The following is a 14,762-nucleotide window of genomic DNA, read 5'->3' as shown; positions in this document are numbered from 1 at the left end:
TATTTACGCATCGATGCAACTTCGCGCTACAATGGGCGTTTAGTCATGTAGGATTGAGTGGAAAGGGGCGAAAACGTGCAGGGCGATTTGGATATGGCAAAGGCGAACCACGCGGAGTCGATCCAAGGGGCGAACAGCCAAAGCCTGTTCAATGACAAGACCACATGGCGCGTCGCCCGGGCCGAGCGGTTTGGCCTCATCGTCGATGCGGCGGATTACTTCCGGGTCCTGCGCGAGATTTTCCTCGGGGCGCGGCAGCAGTTGATGCTGATCGGCTGGGATTTCGATTTCGAGCTTGAGATGCTGCCGGGCGAAAGTGACGAAGACGGCAATGCGCCGGACGGCTATCCCAACCAGCTTGGCGCCTTTGTCGAGGCGGTGGTGGAGCGGACACCGGACCTGCATGTCTATCTGCTCAAATGGAATGGCGCCGTGCTGGCCGCGCCGGGGCGATTGGTGCCCTCACTGGCGCTGAGCCTATTCGGTGGCGACCGGATTCATTTCGCCTTGGACGGCCATCACCCCTTCGGCGCCTGCCACCACCAGAAGATTGTCGTGGCCGACGATGCTCTGGCCTTTTGCGGCGGGATCGACGCGACCGAAGACCGGTGGGACACGCCCGACCATCTGCCGCACGACCCGCGCCGCCTGCGTAAGGACGGCACGCCCTCCGACCCTTGGCATGACGCAACCTCGGCCATGTCCGGCCCCGCCGCTGCCGCCTTGGGTGAGCTTTCGCGTCGGCGTTGGTTCCGCGCCACGGGGGATGAGATCGCCCGCCCCGAAGACGCGCCCGTGTCCGAATGGCCCGCAGACCTGCCGATTGATGCCGAAGGGGTCGAGGTGGGCATCGCCCGGACCGAGCCGCCTTTCGACGAAGAGCCGCTGATCAATGAGATCGAACGCCTCTATATCGCGGGGATCCAATCGGCGCGTGACTATATCTATATTGAATCGCAGTATTTCGCCGCCGCCTCGGTTTGCGACGCGCTCAAAGCGCGGTTGGCCGAAGAGGACGGGCCGGAGATCGTCATCATCAACCCGCGCGATGCGGAATCCCAGTTGGAAGATGACGCCATGCATGTCCTGCGTGAGCGGCTCGTCGAAGAGCTGAAACACGCGGATCACCAAAACCGCTTTCGCATCTATTTCCCCGTCACCGAGGAGGGGGAGCCGATCTATGTTCATGCGAAGATCATGATTATCGACGATCATCTTTTGCGCCTCGGCTCCAGCAACCTCAACAACCGCTCCATGGGGTTTGATACCGAATGCGATGTCGCGATCGAACACCCAGCGAAGGTGATCGAAGGGTTCAGAACCCGCCTGATTGCCGAACACCTCGGGCTGCCGCCCGAACGTGTGGCCGAGGTGATGGCAGAGAAGAAGTCGATGATCGGGACCATTGAAGCCCTCAACCGCAAGAAGGGCCGTGGCCTGCGGGCGGTGTTCCGGGGCAGCGAGACTGTTGTCGGTGGCTTCCTCGCCAACACCCGCTTGCTGGACCCGCGCTACCATCCGGGCGAAAACACCGCCACCGGGCGCGGCATTCGCCCGCGGCACATGGCGCTGATCGCGGGCGGGCTGGGACTTGCATGGCTTGCGTGGCGCAAATGGGGGCGCGGCGACGACCGGCGTTCGTAAAGGCTAAGGGGTGGCTTCGGCGGTTTGTGCTTTAAGTGAGGCGGGTGCGGGTTTGGGGTCGGCAGGTGCGGCAAGCACCTGCCGCGAGGTCTCTGCAATCCAAGCGATGCCATAGAGCGCCGCCGTTCCGACAACAGGCAGAACCCACGGCATCCACTGCGCCTCTGGACGCGCCATCATCGCAACCTGACAGATCAGCGCCAGAACGGTGCCGCTGGCAAAGACCAGCAGCCCATGCCGACCGATCAGCCGGACGGGGCTGGCCACGGCATGGGCCGAAAGGCGGGTGACGGTCTGCAACTGTGACAGGAAATATCCCAGGGCCAGAATGTGAACGAACCGCGGGGCGGAGAGATAGGTCTTGTCGTGCGAAGTGATGTTGAAGGGCACCCCGGCCTCTCTCAAATGATGCATTTGCAGGTTCAGGAAACGGCCCAAACCCGGCACATAGCGCCATGCGAGGACGCTGAGCAGGACAGCGACGGACAGCCAGAACAGCGCCTGCGAGTTCGGGAAAAAACGGTAGCCCTGCCGCTGGCTTAAGCCCACCAGCATTCCGCAGACAAAGATCGCCTGCCATGCGAAGGGGTTAAAGAACCAGCCGCCCGGGTTGGGGTAGTTCGGCAGGTTCAGCCGGAAGACACCGGTCAACAGCCAAAGCACCAGCGACAGCGCGAGAAGCAGGCGCGGCCAGCGCAGCCCCAGCATAATCGCCGCCGGGGCGCAGACCAGCAAAACGGAATAGGCGGGCAGGATGTTCACATAGCCGAACTGATGCGTCAAAAGCGGAATGCCGATCACGCTCTGGGTCGGGTTTTGAAAGACCTGGCGCATGTTGATCTTGGTCAGGAACCCGGCCTCTGTCGTGATCTGGAAGGCGGCGGCGAAGATGCCCAAGGCCACTGCTGAGAGCAGAAGTTGCACCACATAAAGCGACCACGCCCGTTTCCACAGGGGCGCGATGGCGCGCCAGAGGCCGTGGCGAACCCTGCCTCGCGCGATGAAACGGGGCGTATAGGCCAAGCCTGCAGCGATGCCGGACATGAGGAAGAACGCCTCCGCCGCGTCGGCGAAACCGAGGTTGCGGATGGTCAGCGCCTCATAGGGGTTGCCCGGGACGTGGTTGATGAAAATCATCACCAGCGCCAGCCCGCGAAACAGGTCGATGCGCGGATCGCGGGCGGATTTGGGAACCGCGCCGGCAGCCCGAGCGGCGGGCGATAGCCCGGTGTTAGGCGGTGGCATGGGTCAGTTCCGCCGCTTTGGGTTCTGGCATGAGATGCTCGTCATTCCACGTCAGCCGCCAGACATCGCAGATACTGTCGTATTCCGCGACAACATCGCGCGGCGCGGCATCCTCGGGCACGGCGAAAAGCCCGCGGGGCAGGGGGCGGGAGGTCCAGGCGATGAGCAGCGGCGCCAGCAACATCGGGACCGCCACGGGCAGCAGCCAGACGGTCAGATCGGGCGCGATCCATTGCACCGCCGCGAGGATCACCGCGCCAATGAACACGATCCACCGGCCAGCCGCCCAGCCATCGGCCAAGCTCAATTGGCCCTCGTTCCGTTGGTTGGCGGGCCAGCCGCCGTCTTGGCCCGAGAGGACCTGCATCACCGCGCGGCTGTGGTAGAGCAGCATCAAAGGGGCCAGAAGCGTGGTCAGCACGATCTCGGTCAGCACCGACAGCGCCATCCGCAAAGCGCGGCCAAAGTCGCGCGCGCGGTCGGTCAGAAGCGCATGGATCAGGATCAGCAGCTTTGGCACCACCAACAGCCCCAGCACGCCCAAGGCCAGCAACGTGATCTCGCGCGCGCTGGTATCGGGGAAGACGGGGAAAAGCTGATAGGGGCCGGGGAAATACTCCGGCGGCGGCGCGTAGAGCGTGCTGATCGCCGAGGTGATGAGAAAAGCCGCCCAGAGAAGCGAGACCACATAGGCGGTTACGTTCTGCAAAAAGACAAAGCGGCTCCACCCCGCCAAGCCGGGCGCAAAGATCAGCCGCGCATGTTGCAGGTTGCCTTGGCACCAGCGCCGCTCGCGCCGCGCGAAGGAGAGGACGTTTTCGGGGCCCTCCTCAAAGGAGCCGCCCAAGGTCTCATCCACCTCGACCTTCCAACCGGCGCGGGCGAGCAAGGCCGCCTCGACATAATCGTGGCTCAGGATATGCCCACCCAAGGGGGGCGGGCCGGAGAGTTCGGGCAGGCCACAGCTTTCGGCAAAGGCGCGGACGCGGATGATTGCGTTATGGCCCCAAAACGGCCCCGTCGCTCCCTGCATGCGGGCAAGGCCACGGGTGAAGATTGGCCCGTGGAACCACGAGGCGAACTGCAAGGCGCGGCCAAAGAAAGACCGCGCGCCGATGATCTTGGGCAGGGTTTGCAAGAGCCCTAGCTGCGGATCGGCCTGCATCCGCGCGATCATGGCGCGGATCGTCTCGCCCTCCATCAGACTGTCGGCGTCAAGGATCACGGCAAAGTCATAGGCCCCGCCGTAGCTGCGAATGAACTCTTCGATATTGCCCGCCTTGCGGCCCGCGTTGTCCTGCCGCCTGCGGTAGAAGATGCGGCCTTGGCCCTCGGTTTCGCGCAGCAGGCGGGCGAAGGCGAATTGCTCTTTCCCGGCCAGCGCGTCATCGCGGGTGTCCGACAGAACGACGAAATCCGCCGTAACCCCGGCCCGGGCGACAGAGCGGTCAATCGCGGCGATGCGGGCGAAGGTGGTGAGCGGGTCTTCGTTGCAGATGGGCACCGCGATCACCGTGCGCGGCTGGGGTGCCTCAAGCGCGGGGCGGGGCGGTGTTGATCTGCCGCCGAAAAGCCCGATGAGCGCCAGTGACGCGCCCCAAGCCAACCAAGCGGTGGTGGCGAAAACGAGCAGGGCGCGGAGGCCGTCCCAGCCGCTGAACCCATCCCGCGCCGCAGCCTCGGCCAAAAGGGTCGCGGCAAGGGCTGCGGAGCCGAGCGACAACAGCAGGGCGACCGCCCGTGCAAAACGGGTCGGGCCATCCGCCGCGATCTGCCTGTGCTGGGGTGTCATGGTGCTCAGGCCTTACGCCGCAGCAGAAATGCCCGCGCAAAGTCGGCCAGCCCGGCCAGATGGCCGCGCCGTTCCAAGCTCTGCCGTGGCATCGCAAGCGGGGCGGCAGGCGGCATCCAGTTCTCGGCCTCGCCAGCCATTGCGGAAGTGGGGATCGTCGCGTTTTGAAGGGTCATGCGTTGATCCATTGGTACACCCATGTCTCTGTCAGATTGCGGTCATATCCCGATAGAACTGCCTTGATTTCGACGATGGCATCAGGCTCGGCGCGCAGTTCCAGCACCAGCCGCCATTCGTCCCTGCCATCCACCCGGCTTAGGATCGCCTCCACGATCTCGCCGTTTTGTGCGCTGGTGACGGGTTCAAGCTCGGCGTCGCTCGGCATATCGCTGAGCTGCCCACCGGCGAAGTCGATGACGAATTTGCGGGTCTCGGTGTCCGCCTCAACACCCGCCACCCCGCCATGGCCCGAGCGCAGCCGTACCACGCGGCCAAGGGTCTGCGGTGTTGCGCCCGGCGGGGTCATCCCCCAGTGCATGCGGTAGCCGTAGGCCAGTTCATCGCCCGCGCGGGTCTCCCCTTCGGGGATCCAATAGGCCACGATATTGTCATTGCCTTCCAGATCCGAAGGTATCTCAACCAGCCGCAGCGTGCCTTTGCCCCAATCGCCCATGGGTTCGATCATCAGCGTAGGGCGGCGTTCGTAATGGGCCTGCGCGTCGAGGTAATGCTCAAAGTCCCGGTTGCGCTGCGCCAGCCCGAAAGACCGCGGGCTCTGCGCTCCGAAATAGGAACTTGCCAAACGCGGCGGATTGTTCAGCGGGCGGCAGAGGGTGGTATCCTCGCCTGTGTTCAGCACCAAGACTTCGCTGTCATGCGCCGCGGGGCGGAAATCGTCAAAATTCCCCTTATCCGCGCCATTGTGCAAAAACATCGAAGTCAGCGGCGCGATGCCAAGCTGTTTGATGTCTTCGCGCAGGAAGAGCCGCATGGTGACTTCGACGGTGGTGTCTTCGCCCGGTGTGATCACGAATTGATAGGCCCCGGTCACCGAGGGGCTGTCGAGTGCGGCATAGATCGTGGCGCTATCGTCACCCGGTTCGGGGCGGCGCAGCCAAACCTCGCTGAAGCGGGGGAATTCCTCACCTTCGGGCAAGCCAGTGTTCACGGCCAATCCCCGCGCGCTCAGCCCATAGAGCGTGTCCTTGCCCAAGGCGCGGAAATAGCTCGCCCCTTGGAAGACGATCAATTCATCGAAAATATCGGCCCGGTTGAGCGGGGTGTGCAGGCGGAAACCGGCGACGCCCGGCATCTCGGCATTGGGCGGGATCGACTTGACGAGTTCTTCGTCGTCATACTCGAAATCGGCGGTGGTAAAGCCCATCGGTTCCACCGCGTCGCCCCGGACCTCGTTGATCTTCACCGCTTCCTTGAACAGCCAGCCGGGGTGGAAAGCGTGCAGCCTGAAGGCCACGCCCTTTTCCTGCCAGCGGGCCTGCTCGGGCCGGAACCGGATGCGTTGGTAGGCGTCATAATCCAGTCCGGCAAGGAAGCCTTCGACAGGCTTCGGGGCGGCATAGGACGTTTGCGCCAACTGGCGCATATCCTCGACCAGTTGGTCGAAGCTGAAGGAGGCGGCGGGCACCTCCTGCGCACGGCTGTGCCGCGGCATCAGGGCGGCGGCAAAGGACGCGGCAGAGAGGGTCAGAAACTGACGTCGCTCTAGGTTTTCGGTCCGCAGTTCGTTGGGTCGTGTGGGTCGGAAATTCGGCAAAACAATACCTCGGAAGACACGTTAAGAGTGTGCAATTTTTCCCCTATCTAATCTTTTCGCGACCGCTGGAAACTTCATTTTGCAACTTTCAGCGGAATGCCGCAGAGCGGCGCGGAAAACCGCCGATTGCTGCGCCGCCGGATTGGGTCTGCACAAAATTTTGCCTTGAATTCCGTAGGATCGCCGCTTTTTTGTGACAATCGCCTTGAGGTGGCCGCGCCCCGACCGCGGGTCGGAGCGCGAAAAAGATCAAACGGCGTCGAGGCCTTCGGCCAGCAAACGCTCGAGGCTGCGCATCTCGGCATCCGTCAGGGGAATCCCCTCGGCCCGCGTCTCGGCACGCGCCTTGAACCGGCGCTGCGAGGGCAGCCGCGCGCCTTGGCCGGTGATCGCATCAAAGAGGGTTTCCGCTCGGGCGAAGGGATCGCCGGGGCGGCCTGCGGCAAACGTCTTGGGGTCGAAGGCGATGATCAATTCGCCATGGGCGGGCGCGAGGGTGAGCGAGCCCAAGGCCTCGCGCGCTTCAGGGCTGGTCAGGTCACCGATCATCACCCCGGCGAGCAATTCGATCATGGTCGAGATGGCCGATCCCTTGTGACCGCCGAAGGGCAGCATAGCCCCGGCGAGGGCGGCTTCGGGGTCGGTCGTCGGGCTGCCATCGGGGGCGATGGCCCAGCCTTCGGGCAGGGGCGTGCCCGCGCGGCGGTGCAATTCGATCTCCCCCCGCGCGGCGACGCTGGTGGCGAAGTCGAAAACATAAGGGTCGCTCCCTTCCCGGGGCCAGCCAAAGGCGAAAGGGTTGGTCCCCATCAAGGGGTCGGTTCCGCCCGAAGGGGCGACGCTGGCATAGCTGGGGCACATGGCCATGGCCGCGAGGCCCATCTCGGACAGCGCCTCGATCTCGGGCCAGAGCGCGGCGAAATGGGTGCAATCGTTGATCACCATGGCGGCGATTCCGGTGGTGCGGCAACGCTCGGCCAGCACCGGCGCGCCTGCTTCAAAGGCCGCGTTGGAGAACCCGCCGCCCGCGTTCACGCGCACCACGGCGCTGTCGTCATGATGCACCTGTGGCACCGCGTCGGGGACCACCTTGCCCGCCTTGATCGTGTGCAGGCAGCCTTCGATCCGGTAGATGCCGTGGGATTTGCAGGCATCGCCTTCGCCCGCGACAATCACCCGCGCGAGGGCGGCGGCATTCAGGGGCGACAGGCCCGCGCCTTGGAAAATCCGAATGACCATCGCGGTCAGGTCATCGTGAGAGAGGGTTGTGTCGGCCATCTGGATCCTCGCAGGGCTTGGGTTGCAATCATGCATACATCATGTATGCAGATGTGGAGAGACGCAAGCTGACACCGGGCCGCGGCCCACATGAAAGGATAGACGATGGCCTTTACCCCCCATGGCAAACACCTGATCGCTGGCGAATGGATCGCCACGGATGATAGCTTTAGCTCTAGCCCGGCCCATGGGCCTGCGCATGACTTCTCGGTCGGCACGGTGGAACTGGTCGACCAAGCCTGCGAAGCCGCCGAAGCAGCGTTTTGGGACTATGGCTATTCCAGCCGCGCGACCCGTGCCAAATTCCTCAACGCCATCGCAGATGAGATCGACGCCCGCGGGGCCGAGATCACCGAGATCGGCAGCCAAGAAAGCGGTCTGCCCGAAGCGCGGCTCGAAGGGGAGCGGGGCCGGACCGTGGGCCAACTCCGCCTGTTCGCGGCGCATATCGAAAAGGGCGACTACCTCGACCGCCGCTTCGATGCCGCCATGCCCGAGCGCCAGCCCGCCCCGCGGCCCGCGATCACCATGGTGCAACGCCCCATCGGCCCCGTGGCCGTCTTTGGCGCGTCGAACTTTCCGCTGGCCTTCTCCGTGGCGGGCGGTGACACCGCAGCGGCGCTGGCGGCGGGCTGTCCGGTCGTGGTGAAAGGCCACTCCGCCCATCCGGGCACCGGAGAGATCGTGGCCGAAGCGATCCATGCGGCGGTGGAAAGCTGCGGCATGCCGCGCGGGGTCTTCTCGCTGATCCAAGGTGGCAACCGCGCCGTGGGGCAGGCCGTGGTGCAGCATCCGCGGATCAAGGCCGTGGGCTTCACCGGCTCGCTCGCCGGGGGCCGGGCGCTCTTCGATCTCTGCGCCGCGCGGCCAGAGCCGATCCCCTTCTTTGGCGAGTTGGGCTCGGTCAACCCGATGTTCATGCTGCCCGCCGCGATGGCGGCACGGGCCGAGGAACTTGGCAAGGGCTGGGCGGCATCGCTGACCATGGGCGCGGGCCAGTTCTGCACCAATCCCGGCATCGCCGTGGTGATCGACGGGCCGGGCGCCGACGCCTTCGTGCAGAACGCGGCCGCAGCGCTGCAAGACGTGGCCCCGCAGGTCATGCTGACAGACGGTATCGCCGAAGCCTATTGCGCAGGGCGGGACAAGTTCAAATCCGCGCCAAGCCTGCGCCAAGTGCATCTGGCCGACAGCGAAGGCCGCACCGCCGCGCCCGCGCTCTTCGAAACCACGGGCGACGCGTTCAAGGCCAATCCGGCGCTGCATGAAGAGGTCTTTGGCCCTCTCGGATTGGTGGTGCGGGTCTCTTCGCTGGAAGAGATGCGCGCGCTGGCACTCGAGCTGGACGGGCAATTGACCATCACCCTGCATATGGATGACGCGGATGTCGACGCCGCGCGCGACCTCATGCCGGTGCTGGAACGCAAGGCGGGTCGCCTGTTGGCCAACGGTTTCCCGACAGGTGTCGAGGTGGTGGAATCCATGGTGCATGGCGGGCCATATCCGGCCAGCACCAACTTCGGCGCGACCAGCGTGGGTACCCTGTCGATCCGCCGTTTCTTGCGGCCCGTGTCCTATCAGAACCTGCCCGAGGCGCTGCTGCCGGAAGACGCGGCGGAATAATCTGAGATCGTAAAAGCCGGGCCGCGCGCCCGGCTTTTCGCATTTGTTACGCCGTGGGGGAGCAGCCCAACCGGCTGCTCTTTCGCGACCATGCTGGCCAGACCGGAATGTATCAAAAATATGTCGACATGCCGGTAAAAGTTAAAAATACATATTGTATTTTTAATGAAGACATTGTTCCTTCATACCACCCCGCACCCCGTCCAGAGAGAGTCGGGGGCGACCAACCCAAGAGGGAGATACCTATGAAATTCACGCAACTCGCCGGGAGCCTCGTGGCTGCGACCGTGATCGGCACCGCCGTTCAGGCCGACAAACTGGACGACATCATTTCTTCGGGCACGCTGCGCTGCGCCGTGGTGCTGGACTTCCCGCCCATGGGCTCGCGCGATGACAGCAATACGCCCGTCGGTTTCGACGTGGACTATTGCAACGATCTGGCCGCGGCCCTTGGCGTCGAAGCCGAGATCGTGGAGACGCCCTTCCCCGACCGTATTCCCGCCCTCGTCTCGGGCCGCGCGGATGTGGGTGTTGCCTCCACCTCCGACACGCTGGAGCGCGCTAAGACCGTTGGTTTCTCAGTGCCCTATTTCGCCTTCACCAACGTCGTGCTGACCCGCGAAGATGCGGGCGTCGACAGCTTTGAAAGCCTCAAGGGCAAGACCGTAGGCTCCGTCGCGGGCACTTTCGAAGCCATCGCGCTGGAAGAGCAGGTCGACGCATGGGACGAGGGCAGCTTCCGTTCCTACCAGAGCCAAGCGGACGTCTTCCTGTCGCTGGCCCAAGGCCAGATCGACGCGACGGTCGTGACCTCCACCGTGGCCTCCTCCATCGTGGCGAGCGGCAAGTTCGACGGTCTGACCATCGCGGGTGATGCGCCGTTTGACGTGGATTATGTCGGTCTGATCGGCCTGCGTCAGGAATACGGTCTGCTGAACTATCTCGACCTCTTCGTGAACCAGCAGGTGCGCTCGGGCCGCTATCAGGAACTCTTTGACAAATGGGTCGGCGGCGACGCGCCTGACCTGACCATCGCCAAAGCCTATCGCTGATGGATGCGGGGGCCGCCCGTCGCGGCCCCCACTGCCGATAACCGCTGATCGGAGCAAGAGATGGGCAACTACACCTTTCAATGGCGACAGGCCTTTCGCGCCTTACCAGAGATGCTGGAAGGCGCGCTGGTCACGCTGCAAATATCGATCCTGTCGATGCTCATCGGCATTGCCATCGCCGTGCTGCTGGCCGTGGGCCGGGATGCCAAATCGGCTTGGTTGCGGGCGCCTGCGACCGCATGGGTCGAAGTGGCGCGCAATACGCCGGCGCTGTTTCAGATTTACATGGCGCATTTCGGGCTTGGGTCTTTCGGGATTTATCTCAGCCCCTACGCCGCGCTGCTGGCCGGGATCGCCTTCAACAACGCGGGCTACCTTTGCGAGACGTTCCGCGGCGCGATGCGCGCCATTCCGGGCACCCAGCTGCGCGCCGGGCGGTCACTGGGCATGGGGCAGGCCAAGGCGTTTCGCTTGATCATCCTGCCGCAGATGTTCCGCATCTCGTTCCTGCCGACGACGAACCAGATGATCTGGGCGATCTTGATGACCTCTCTGGGTGTCACGGTGGGGCTGAATTCGGATCTCGCCGGGGTGACGCAAGACCTCAACGCGCGCAGCTTCCGAACCTTTGAATTCTTCGCATTGGCGGCGGTGATCTACTACGTGATCGCCAAGACCGTGATGCTTGGCGCACGGCTGCTTGCGGCCCGCCTGTTTCGCTACTGAAGGAAGAGAATAGATGTTTGATACGGCTCTGACCTTCAACGACCTGTTGTTCATGCTCAAAGGCGCAGGGGTGACGCTTTCGGTCACCGCCTTCGCGGTGGTGGGCGGCACGCTGCTGGGGGTGTTCTTCGGGGTGCTGCGCAGCCAGATCAGCCCATGGGCGGCGCTGCCGCTGACCTTCGTGCTGGATATCTTCCGCTCGGTCCCGCTGCTGATCCAATTGATCCTCGCCAACGCTTTTCAGGCAATCGCGGGCTGGGGGATTTCGCCCTTCGTGACCTCCTGCATCGTGTTGGCGCTTTATACCTCGGCTTATTGCACCGAGATCGTGCGCGGCGCGATTGAGGCGGTGCCTTCGGTCACCCGCCGTGCGGCGCGTTCGCTTGGCATGACATGGGGCCAAGACCTCACGCAGATCGTCTTTCCCATGGCGCTGCGGGTTGGTCTGCCCAGTTGGATCGGCCTCACGCTTGGCGTGATGAAAGACAGCGCGCTGGTGATGTGGCTCGGCATCATCGAATTGCTGCGGTCTTCGCAAATTCTGGTGACACGCCTGCAAGAGCCGATGTTCATCCTGCTCGTGACCGGCGCGATCTACTTCGCGCTCAGTTTCCCCATTGCCCGGCTTGGCAGCCGCTTGGAAAAAAGGTGGCAAGAAAATGATTGAGATTGAAAACGTCCACAAATCCTTTGGTGCGCTTCAGGTGCTCAAGGGCATCGACCTAACCGTGCAAAAAGGCGAGGTCGTCTCGGTGATCGGCGGCTCGGGTTCGGGCAAATCGACGCTTTTGACCTGCATCAACGGGTTGGAGCCGATCGACAGTGGCCGCATCGTCGTCGACGGGACCGAGGTTCACGCCCGCGACACCGACTTGAACAAGCTGCGCCGCAAGATCGGCATCGTGTTCCAGCAGTTCAACGCATTTCCGCATCTGACGGTGTTGGAAAACGTGACGCTCGCCCCGCGCAAAGTGAAGGGCATCGCCCGCAAGGAGGCCGAAGAGATCGCGGTGCAGCAGCTTTCGCATGTCGGTCTGGCCGATAAGCTTGATGTTTACCCCAGCCGCCTGTCGGGCGGGCAGCAGCAGCGGATGGCGATTGCGCGTGCATTGGCGATGTCGCCCGATTACATTCTCTTTGACGAGGTGACCTCGGCCCTCGACCCGCAACTGGTGGGCGAGGTGCTGGACACGCTCAAATTGCTGGCAGATGAAGGGATGACGATGATCTGTGTCACCCATGAGATGAGTTTCGCACGCGATGTGTCGGACCGTGTGGCCTTCTTTCACAAGGGCGTCATGGCCGAGATTGGCGCGCCGGATCAAATCTTTGGCGATCCGCAGCAAGAAGAGACCCGTCAATTCCTGTCGAGCGTGCGGTAATGAACCAAACCCCGGTGACGGTCGTCGGCGCGGGCGTGGTGGGCCTGTCCATCGCGCTGGCGCTTCAGGCGCGCGGGCTGCCCGTGCGGGTGATCGACCGTGAAGGCCCGGCGGCGGGCGCTTCGGCGGGCAATGCGGGCGCCTTTGCCTTTACCGAGATCCTGCCGCTCGCCTCGCCCCGGATGATCCGGCAAGCGCCGAAATGGCTGCTTGATCCTCTGGGTCCGCTGTCGGTGCCGCCGCGCTATGCCGGGCGGATCGCCCCGTGGATGTGGCGTTTCTGGAAAGCAAGCTGGCCCGCGCAAGTGCGGGCCTCGACCGTGGCGCAGACGGCGCTGATGAAGCTCTCGCAAGCCGCGCTCGACCCGCATCTGGAGCTGAGCGGTCTGGCCCATATGCTGCGCCATGACGGGCAGTTGCAGGTCTATGAGAGCGAGGCCGAGTTCCGCGCCTCCCTCCCCGGATGGCAGGCCCGCGAAGAGGCGGGGATCGCTTTCACCCATCTCAAGGGCGATGAGATTGCGGCCTATCAGCCCGGTCTTGCGCCCGGCTTCACCCATGCGACCTTCACCCCGGAATGGCAGTCGATCTCGGATCCGCGCGACTATGTTCTGGCGATGGCCGAGCGCTTCCGGGCCGGGGGCGGGGAGATCACCATCACCCGCGCCGAACGTCTCCTCGCGGGCGGGGTTGAGACCGCCGCTGGCCTGATGCCGGGCCGCGTGGTGCTGGCCGCAGGCGCGCATTCGCATCACCTCGCGCGGACCGCTGGCGCGAAAATCCCGCTGGAGACCGAGCGCGGCTATAACACGACCCTGCCCAGTGGTGCCTTCGACCTGAAGCGCCAGATCACTTTCGGCGGCCATGGCTTTGTCATCAGCAAGGTGGGCCATGGGCTGCGCGTCGGCGGGGCGGTGGAACTTGGCGGGCTCGACCTGCCGCCGAACTTTGCCCGGGCCGACGCGATGCTGAAAAAGGCCAAGCGCTTTTTGCCGGGGCTCGACACCTCGGGCGGCACGCAGTGGATGGGTTTCCGCCCCTCACTGCCCGACAGCCTGCCCGCCATCGGCGCGCTGCCAAGCCGCCCGGATGTGTTCTGCGCCTTTGGCCACGGGCATCTGGGCCTCACCCAATCGGCAGGCACCGCCGCCATCATCGCGGATCTGATGACCGGTCAAGACCCCGGCATCGACCTGACCCCCTTCTCTCCCGCCCGTTTCTAGAGGCTGACATGACGCAACACACATTTCCCTGTATCGACGGCCATACCTGCGGCAATCCGGTACGGCTCGTCACCGGCGGCGCGCCGCTGTTGAAGGGCGCGAACATGCTGGAAAAGCGCGCGCATTTTCTGGCGGAATACGACTGGATCCGCACCGGTCTGATGTTCGAGCCGCGTGGACACGACCAGATGTCAGGCGCGATCCTTTACCCGCCGACGCGCGATGATTGTGACATCGCGGTGCTGTTCATCGAGACCTCGGGCTGCCTGCCGATGTGCGGCCATGGCACCATCGGCACCGTCACCATCGCGCTTGAGAACGGGCTCGTTACCCCCGCCACCCCCGGCCAATTGCGCCTTGAAACCCCTGCCGGACGGGTCGATGTGACCTACCGGCAAGAGGGGCGTTTCGTCGAAGAGGTGCGCCTGACCAACGTGCCCGCCTTCCTCCACGCCGAAGGGCTGACGGCAGAGGTCGAGGGTTTGGGCGAAGTGGTGGTCGATGTGGCCTATGGCGGGAACTTCTATGCCATCGTCGAGCCGCAGAAGAACTTCCGCGATATGGCGGATTTCTCGGTCTCCGAACTGGTCGGCCTTAGCCCGAAACTCCGTGCCGCGCTCAATGCGAAATATGAGTTCACCCACCCCGAACATCCCGCGATCAACGGGCTGAGCCATATCCTCTGGACCGGCGCCCCCCGCGCGGGAGAGGCGCACGCCCGCAACGCGGTTTTCTACGGTGACAAGGCGATCGACCGCTCGCCCTGCGGCACCGGCACTTCGGCGCGGATGGCGCAGCTGGCGGCCAAGGGCAAGCTGAATGTCGGCGATGATTTCGTGCATGAATCCATCATCGGTTCCATGTTCAAAGGCCGCGTCGAAGCAGCGGCGGAGGTGGCGGGCAAGCCTGCGATCATCCCCTCCATCGCAGGTTGGGCGCGGGTGACGGGCTTTAACACCATTTTCATCGACGAGCGTGACCCCTTCGCGCACGGCTTTGTCGTCACCTGAATTGGAGGGGCTC

General features: G+C 64.0%; 13 protein-coding genes. 8 read left to right on the top strand and 5 right to left on the bottom strand.

Annotated elements, in window-relative coordinates; all coding sequences use genetic code 11:
• The first annotated feature begins 75 nt into the window (after positions 1 to 75).
• Positions 76 to 1,644, top strand: a complete 1,569-nt coding sequence (locus tag J7392_RS20280; RefSeq protein WP_348540717.1) for a phospholipase D-like domain-containing protein — start codon at positions 76 to 78, stop codon at positions 1,642 to 1,644.
• Positions 1,645 to 1,647: 3 nt separating this feature from the next.
• Here the strand turns inward: J7392_RS20280 and J7392_RS20275 are convergent, their stop codons facing one another.
• From J7392_RS20275 to J7392_RS20255, 5 genes are all read right to left on the bottom strand, one after another.
• A complete protein-coding gene (locus tag J7392_RS20275) occupies positions 1,648 to 2,889 on the bottom strand; it encodes an OpgC domain-containing protein (protein ID WP_209219152.1) in 1,242 nt (413 codons plus the stop codon).
• Entirely contained in the window at positions 2,876 to 4,681 is a 1,806-nt protein-coding gene (gene mdoH, locus J7392_RS20270) for a glucans biosynthesis glucosyltransferase MdoH (protein ID WP_209219151.1), read from the bottom strand. The genes J7392_RS20275 and mdoH overlap by 14 nt, the downstream gene beginning before the upstream one ends.
• Positions 4,682 to 4,686: 5 nt before the next feature.
• Complete coding sequence (locus tag J7392_RS20265; RefSeq protein WP_209219150.1) at positions 4,687 to 4,857, bottom strand: hypothetical protein; 171 nt, start codon at positions 4,855 to 4,857, stop codon at positions 4,687 to 4,689.
• Positions 4,854 to 6,455 (bottom strand): glucan biosynthesis protein G, encoded by a 1,602-nt coding sequence (locus J7392_RS20260; protein WP_348540716.1) that lies wholly within the window; start codon positions 6,453 to 6,455, stop codon positions 4,854 to 4,856. The genes J7392_RS20265 and J7392_RS20260 overlap by 4 nt, the downstream gene beginning before the upstream one ends.
• 249 nt (positions 6,456 to 6,704) lie before the next feature.
• Positions 6,705 to 7,733 carry an Ldh family oxidoreductase gene (locus J7392_RS20255; protein WP_209219149.1) on the bottom strand — a complete coding sequence of 343 codons (1,029 nt, stop codon included), beginning with the start codon at positions 7,731 to 7,733 and terminating at the stop codon, positions 6,705 to 6,707.
• A gap of 105 nt (positions 7,734 to 7,838) precedes the next feature.
• Here J7392_RS20255 and J7392_RS20250 point away from each other — a divergent pair, with 105 nt between their 5' ends.
• The 7 genes from J7392_RS20250 to J7392_RS20220 all read left to right on the top strand — a co-directional run bounded on the left by J7392_RS20250 (position 7,839) and on the right by J7392_RS20220 (position 14,749).
• Positions 7,839 to 9,356, top strand: a complete 1,518-nt coding sequence (locus J7392_RS20250) for an aldehyde dehydrogenase (NADP(+)) (RefSeq protein ID WP_209219148.1) — start codon at positions 7,839 to 7,841, stop codon at positions 9,354 to 9,356.
• Between the two features lie 245 nt (positions 9,357 to 9,601).
• A complete protein-coding gene (locus J7392_RS20245) occupies positions 9,602 to 10,408 on the top strand; it encodes a transporter substrate-binding domain-containing protein (RefSeq protein WP_209219147.1) in 807 nt (268 codons plus the stop codon).
• 60 nt (positions 10,409 to 10,468) lie between these two features.
• Positions 10,469 to 11,134 carry an amino acid ABC transporter permease gene (locus J7392_RS20240; RefSeq protein WP_067260891.1) on the top strand — a complete coding sequence of 222 codons (666 nt, stop codon included), beginning with the start codon at positions 10,469 to 10,471 and terminating at the stop codon, positions 11,132 to 11,134.
• 13 nt (positions 11,135 to 11,147) lie between these two features.
• Positions 11,148 to 11,801, top strand: a complete 654-nt coding sequence (locus tag J7392_RS20235) for an amino acid ABC transporter permease (protein WP_209219146.1) — start codon at positions 11,148 to 11,150, stop codon at positions 11,799 to 11,801.
• Complete coding sequence (locus J7392_RS20230; protein ID WP_209219145.1) at positions 11,794 to 12,516, top strand: amino acid ABC transporter ATP-binding protein; 723 nt, start codon at positions 11,794 to 11,796, stop codon at positions 12,514 to 12,516. The genes J7392_RS20235 and J7392_RS20230 overlap by 8 nt, the downstream gene beginning before the upstream one ends.
• Positions 12,516 to 13,739: an FAD-dependent oxidoreductase gene (locus J7392_RS20225; RefSeq protein ID WP_209219144.1), complete on the top strand. Its 1,224-nt coding sequence runs from the start codon at positions 12,516 to 12,518 to the stop codon at positions 13,737 to 13,739. The genes J7392_RS20230 and J7392_RS20225 overlap by 1 nt, the downstream gene beginning before the upstream one ends.
• Before the next feature lie 8 nt (positions 13,740 to 13,747).
• On the top strand, positions 13,748 to 14,749 hold the full coding sequence (locus tag J7392_RS20220; RefSeq protein WP_209219143.1) for a 4-hydroxyproline epimerase: 1,002 nt from the start codon (positions 13,748 to 13,750) through the stop codon (positions 14,747 to 14,749).
• Positions 14,750 to 14,762: the final 13 nt, after the last annotated feature.

The sequence above is a fragment of the Sulfitobacter sp. R18_1 genome (assembly GCF_017743915.1).
In the GTDB taxonomy this organism is placed as follows: domain Bacteria; phylum Pseudomonadota; class Alphaproteobacteria; order Rhodobacterales; family Rhodobacteraceae; genus Sulfitobacter; species Sulfitobacter faviae.
Note: the sequence above shows the minus strand (reverse complement) of the source record. Positions and strands in the feature narration are given on the sequence as shown.

Coding starts and splice junctions, on each gene's coding strand:
- J7392_RS20275 (WP_209219152.1), bottom strand. CDS start 2,889: ATGCCACCGCCTAACACCGGGCTATCGCCCGCCGCTCGGGCTGCCGGC.
- mdoH (WP_209219151.1), bottom strand. CDS start 4,681: ATGACACCCCAGCACAGGCAGATCGCGGCGGATGGCCCGACCCGTTTT.
- J7392_RS20265 (WP_209219150.1), bottom strand. CDS start 4,857: ATGACCCTTCAAAACGCGACGATCCCCACTTCCGCAATGGCTGGCGAG.
- J7392_RS20255 (WP_209219149.1), bottom strand. CDS start 7,733: ATGGCCGACACAACCCTCTCTCACGATGACCTGACCGCGATGGTCATT.
- J7392_RS20250 (WP_209219148.1), top strand. CDS start 7,839: ATGGCCTTTACCCCCCATGGCAAACACCTGATCGCTGGCGAATGGATC.
- J7392_RS20245 (WP_209219147.1), top strand. CDS start 9,602: ATGAAATTCACGCAACTCGCCGGGAGCCTCGTGGCTGCGACCGTGATC.
- J7392_RS20240 (WP_067260891.1), top strand. CDS start 10,469: ATGGGCAACTACACCTTTCAATGGCGACAGGCCTTTCGCGCCTTACCA.
- J7392_RS20235 (WP_209219146.1), top strand. CDS start 11,148: ATGTTTGATACGGCTCTGACCTTCAACGACCTGTTGTTCATGCTCAAA.
- J7392_RS20230 (WP_209219145.1), top strand. CDS start 11,794: ATGATTGAGATTGAAAACGTCCACAAATCCTTTGGTGCGCTTCAGGTG.
- J7392_RS20225 (WP_209219144.1), top strand. CDS start 12,516: ATGAACCAAACCCCGGTGACGGTCGTCGGCGCGGGCGTGGTGGGCCTG.
- J7392_RS20220 (WP_209219143.1), top strand. CDS start 13,748: ATGACGCAACACACATTTCCCTGTATCGACGGCCATACCTGCGGCAAT.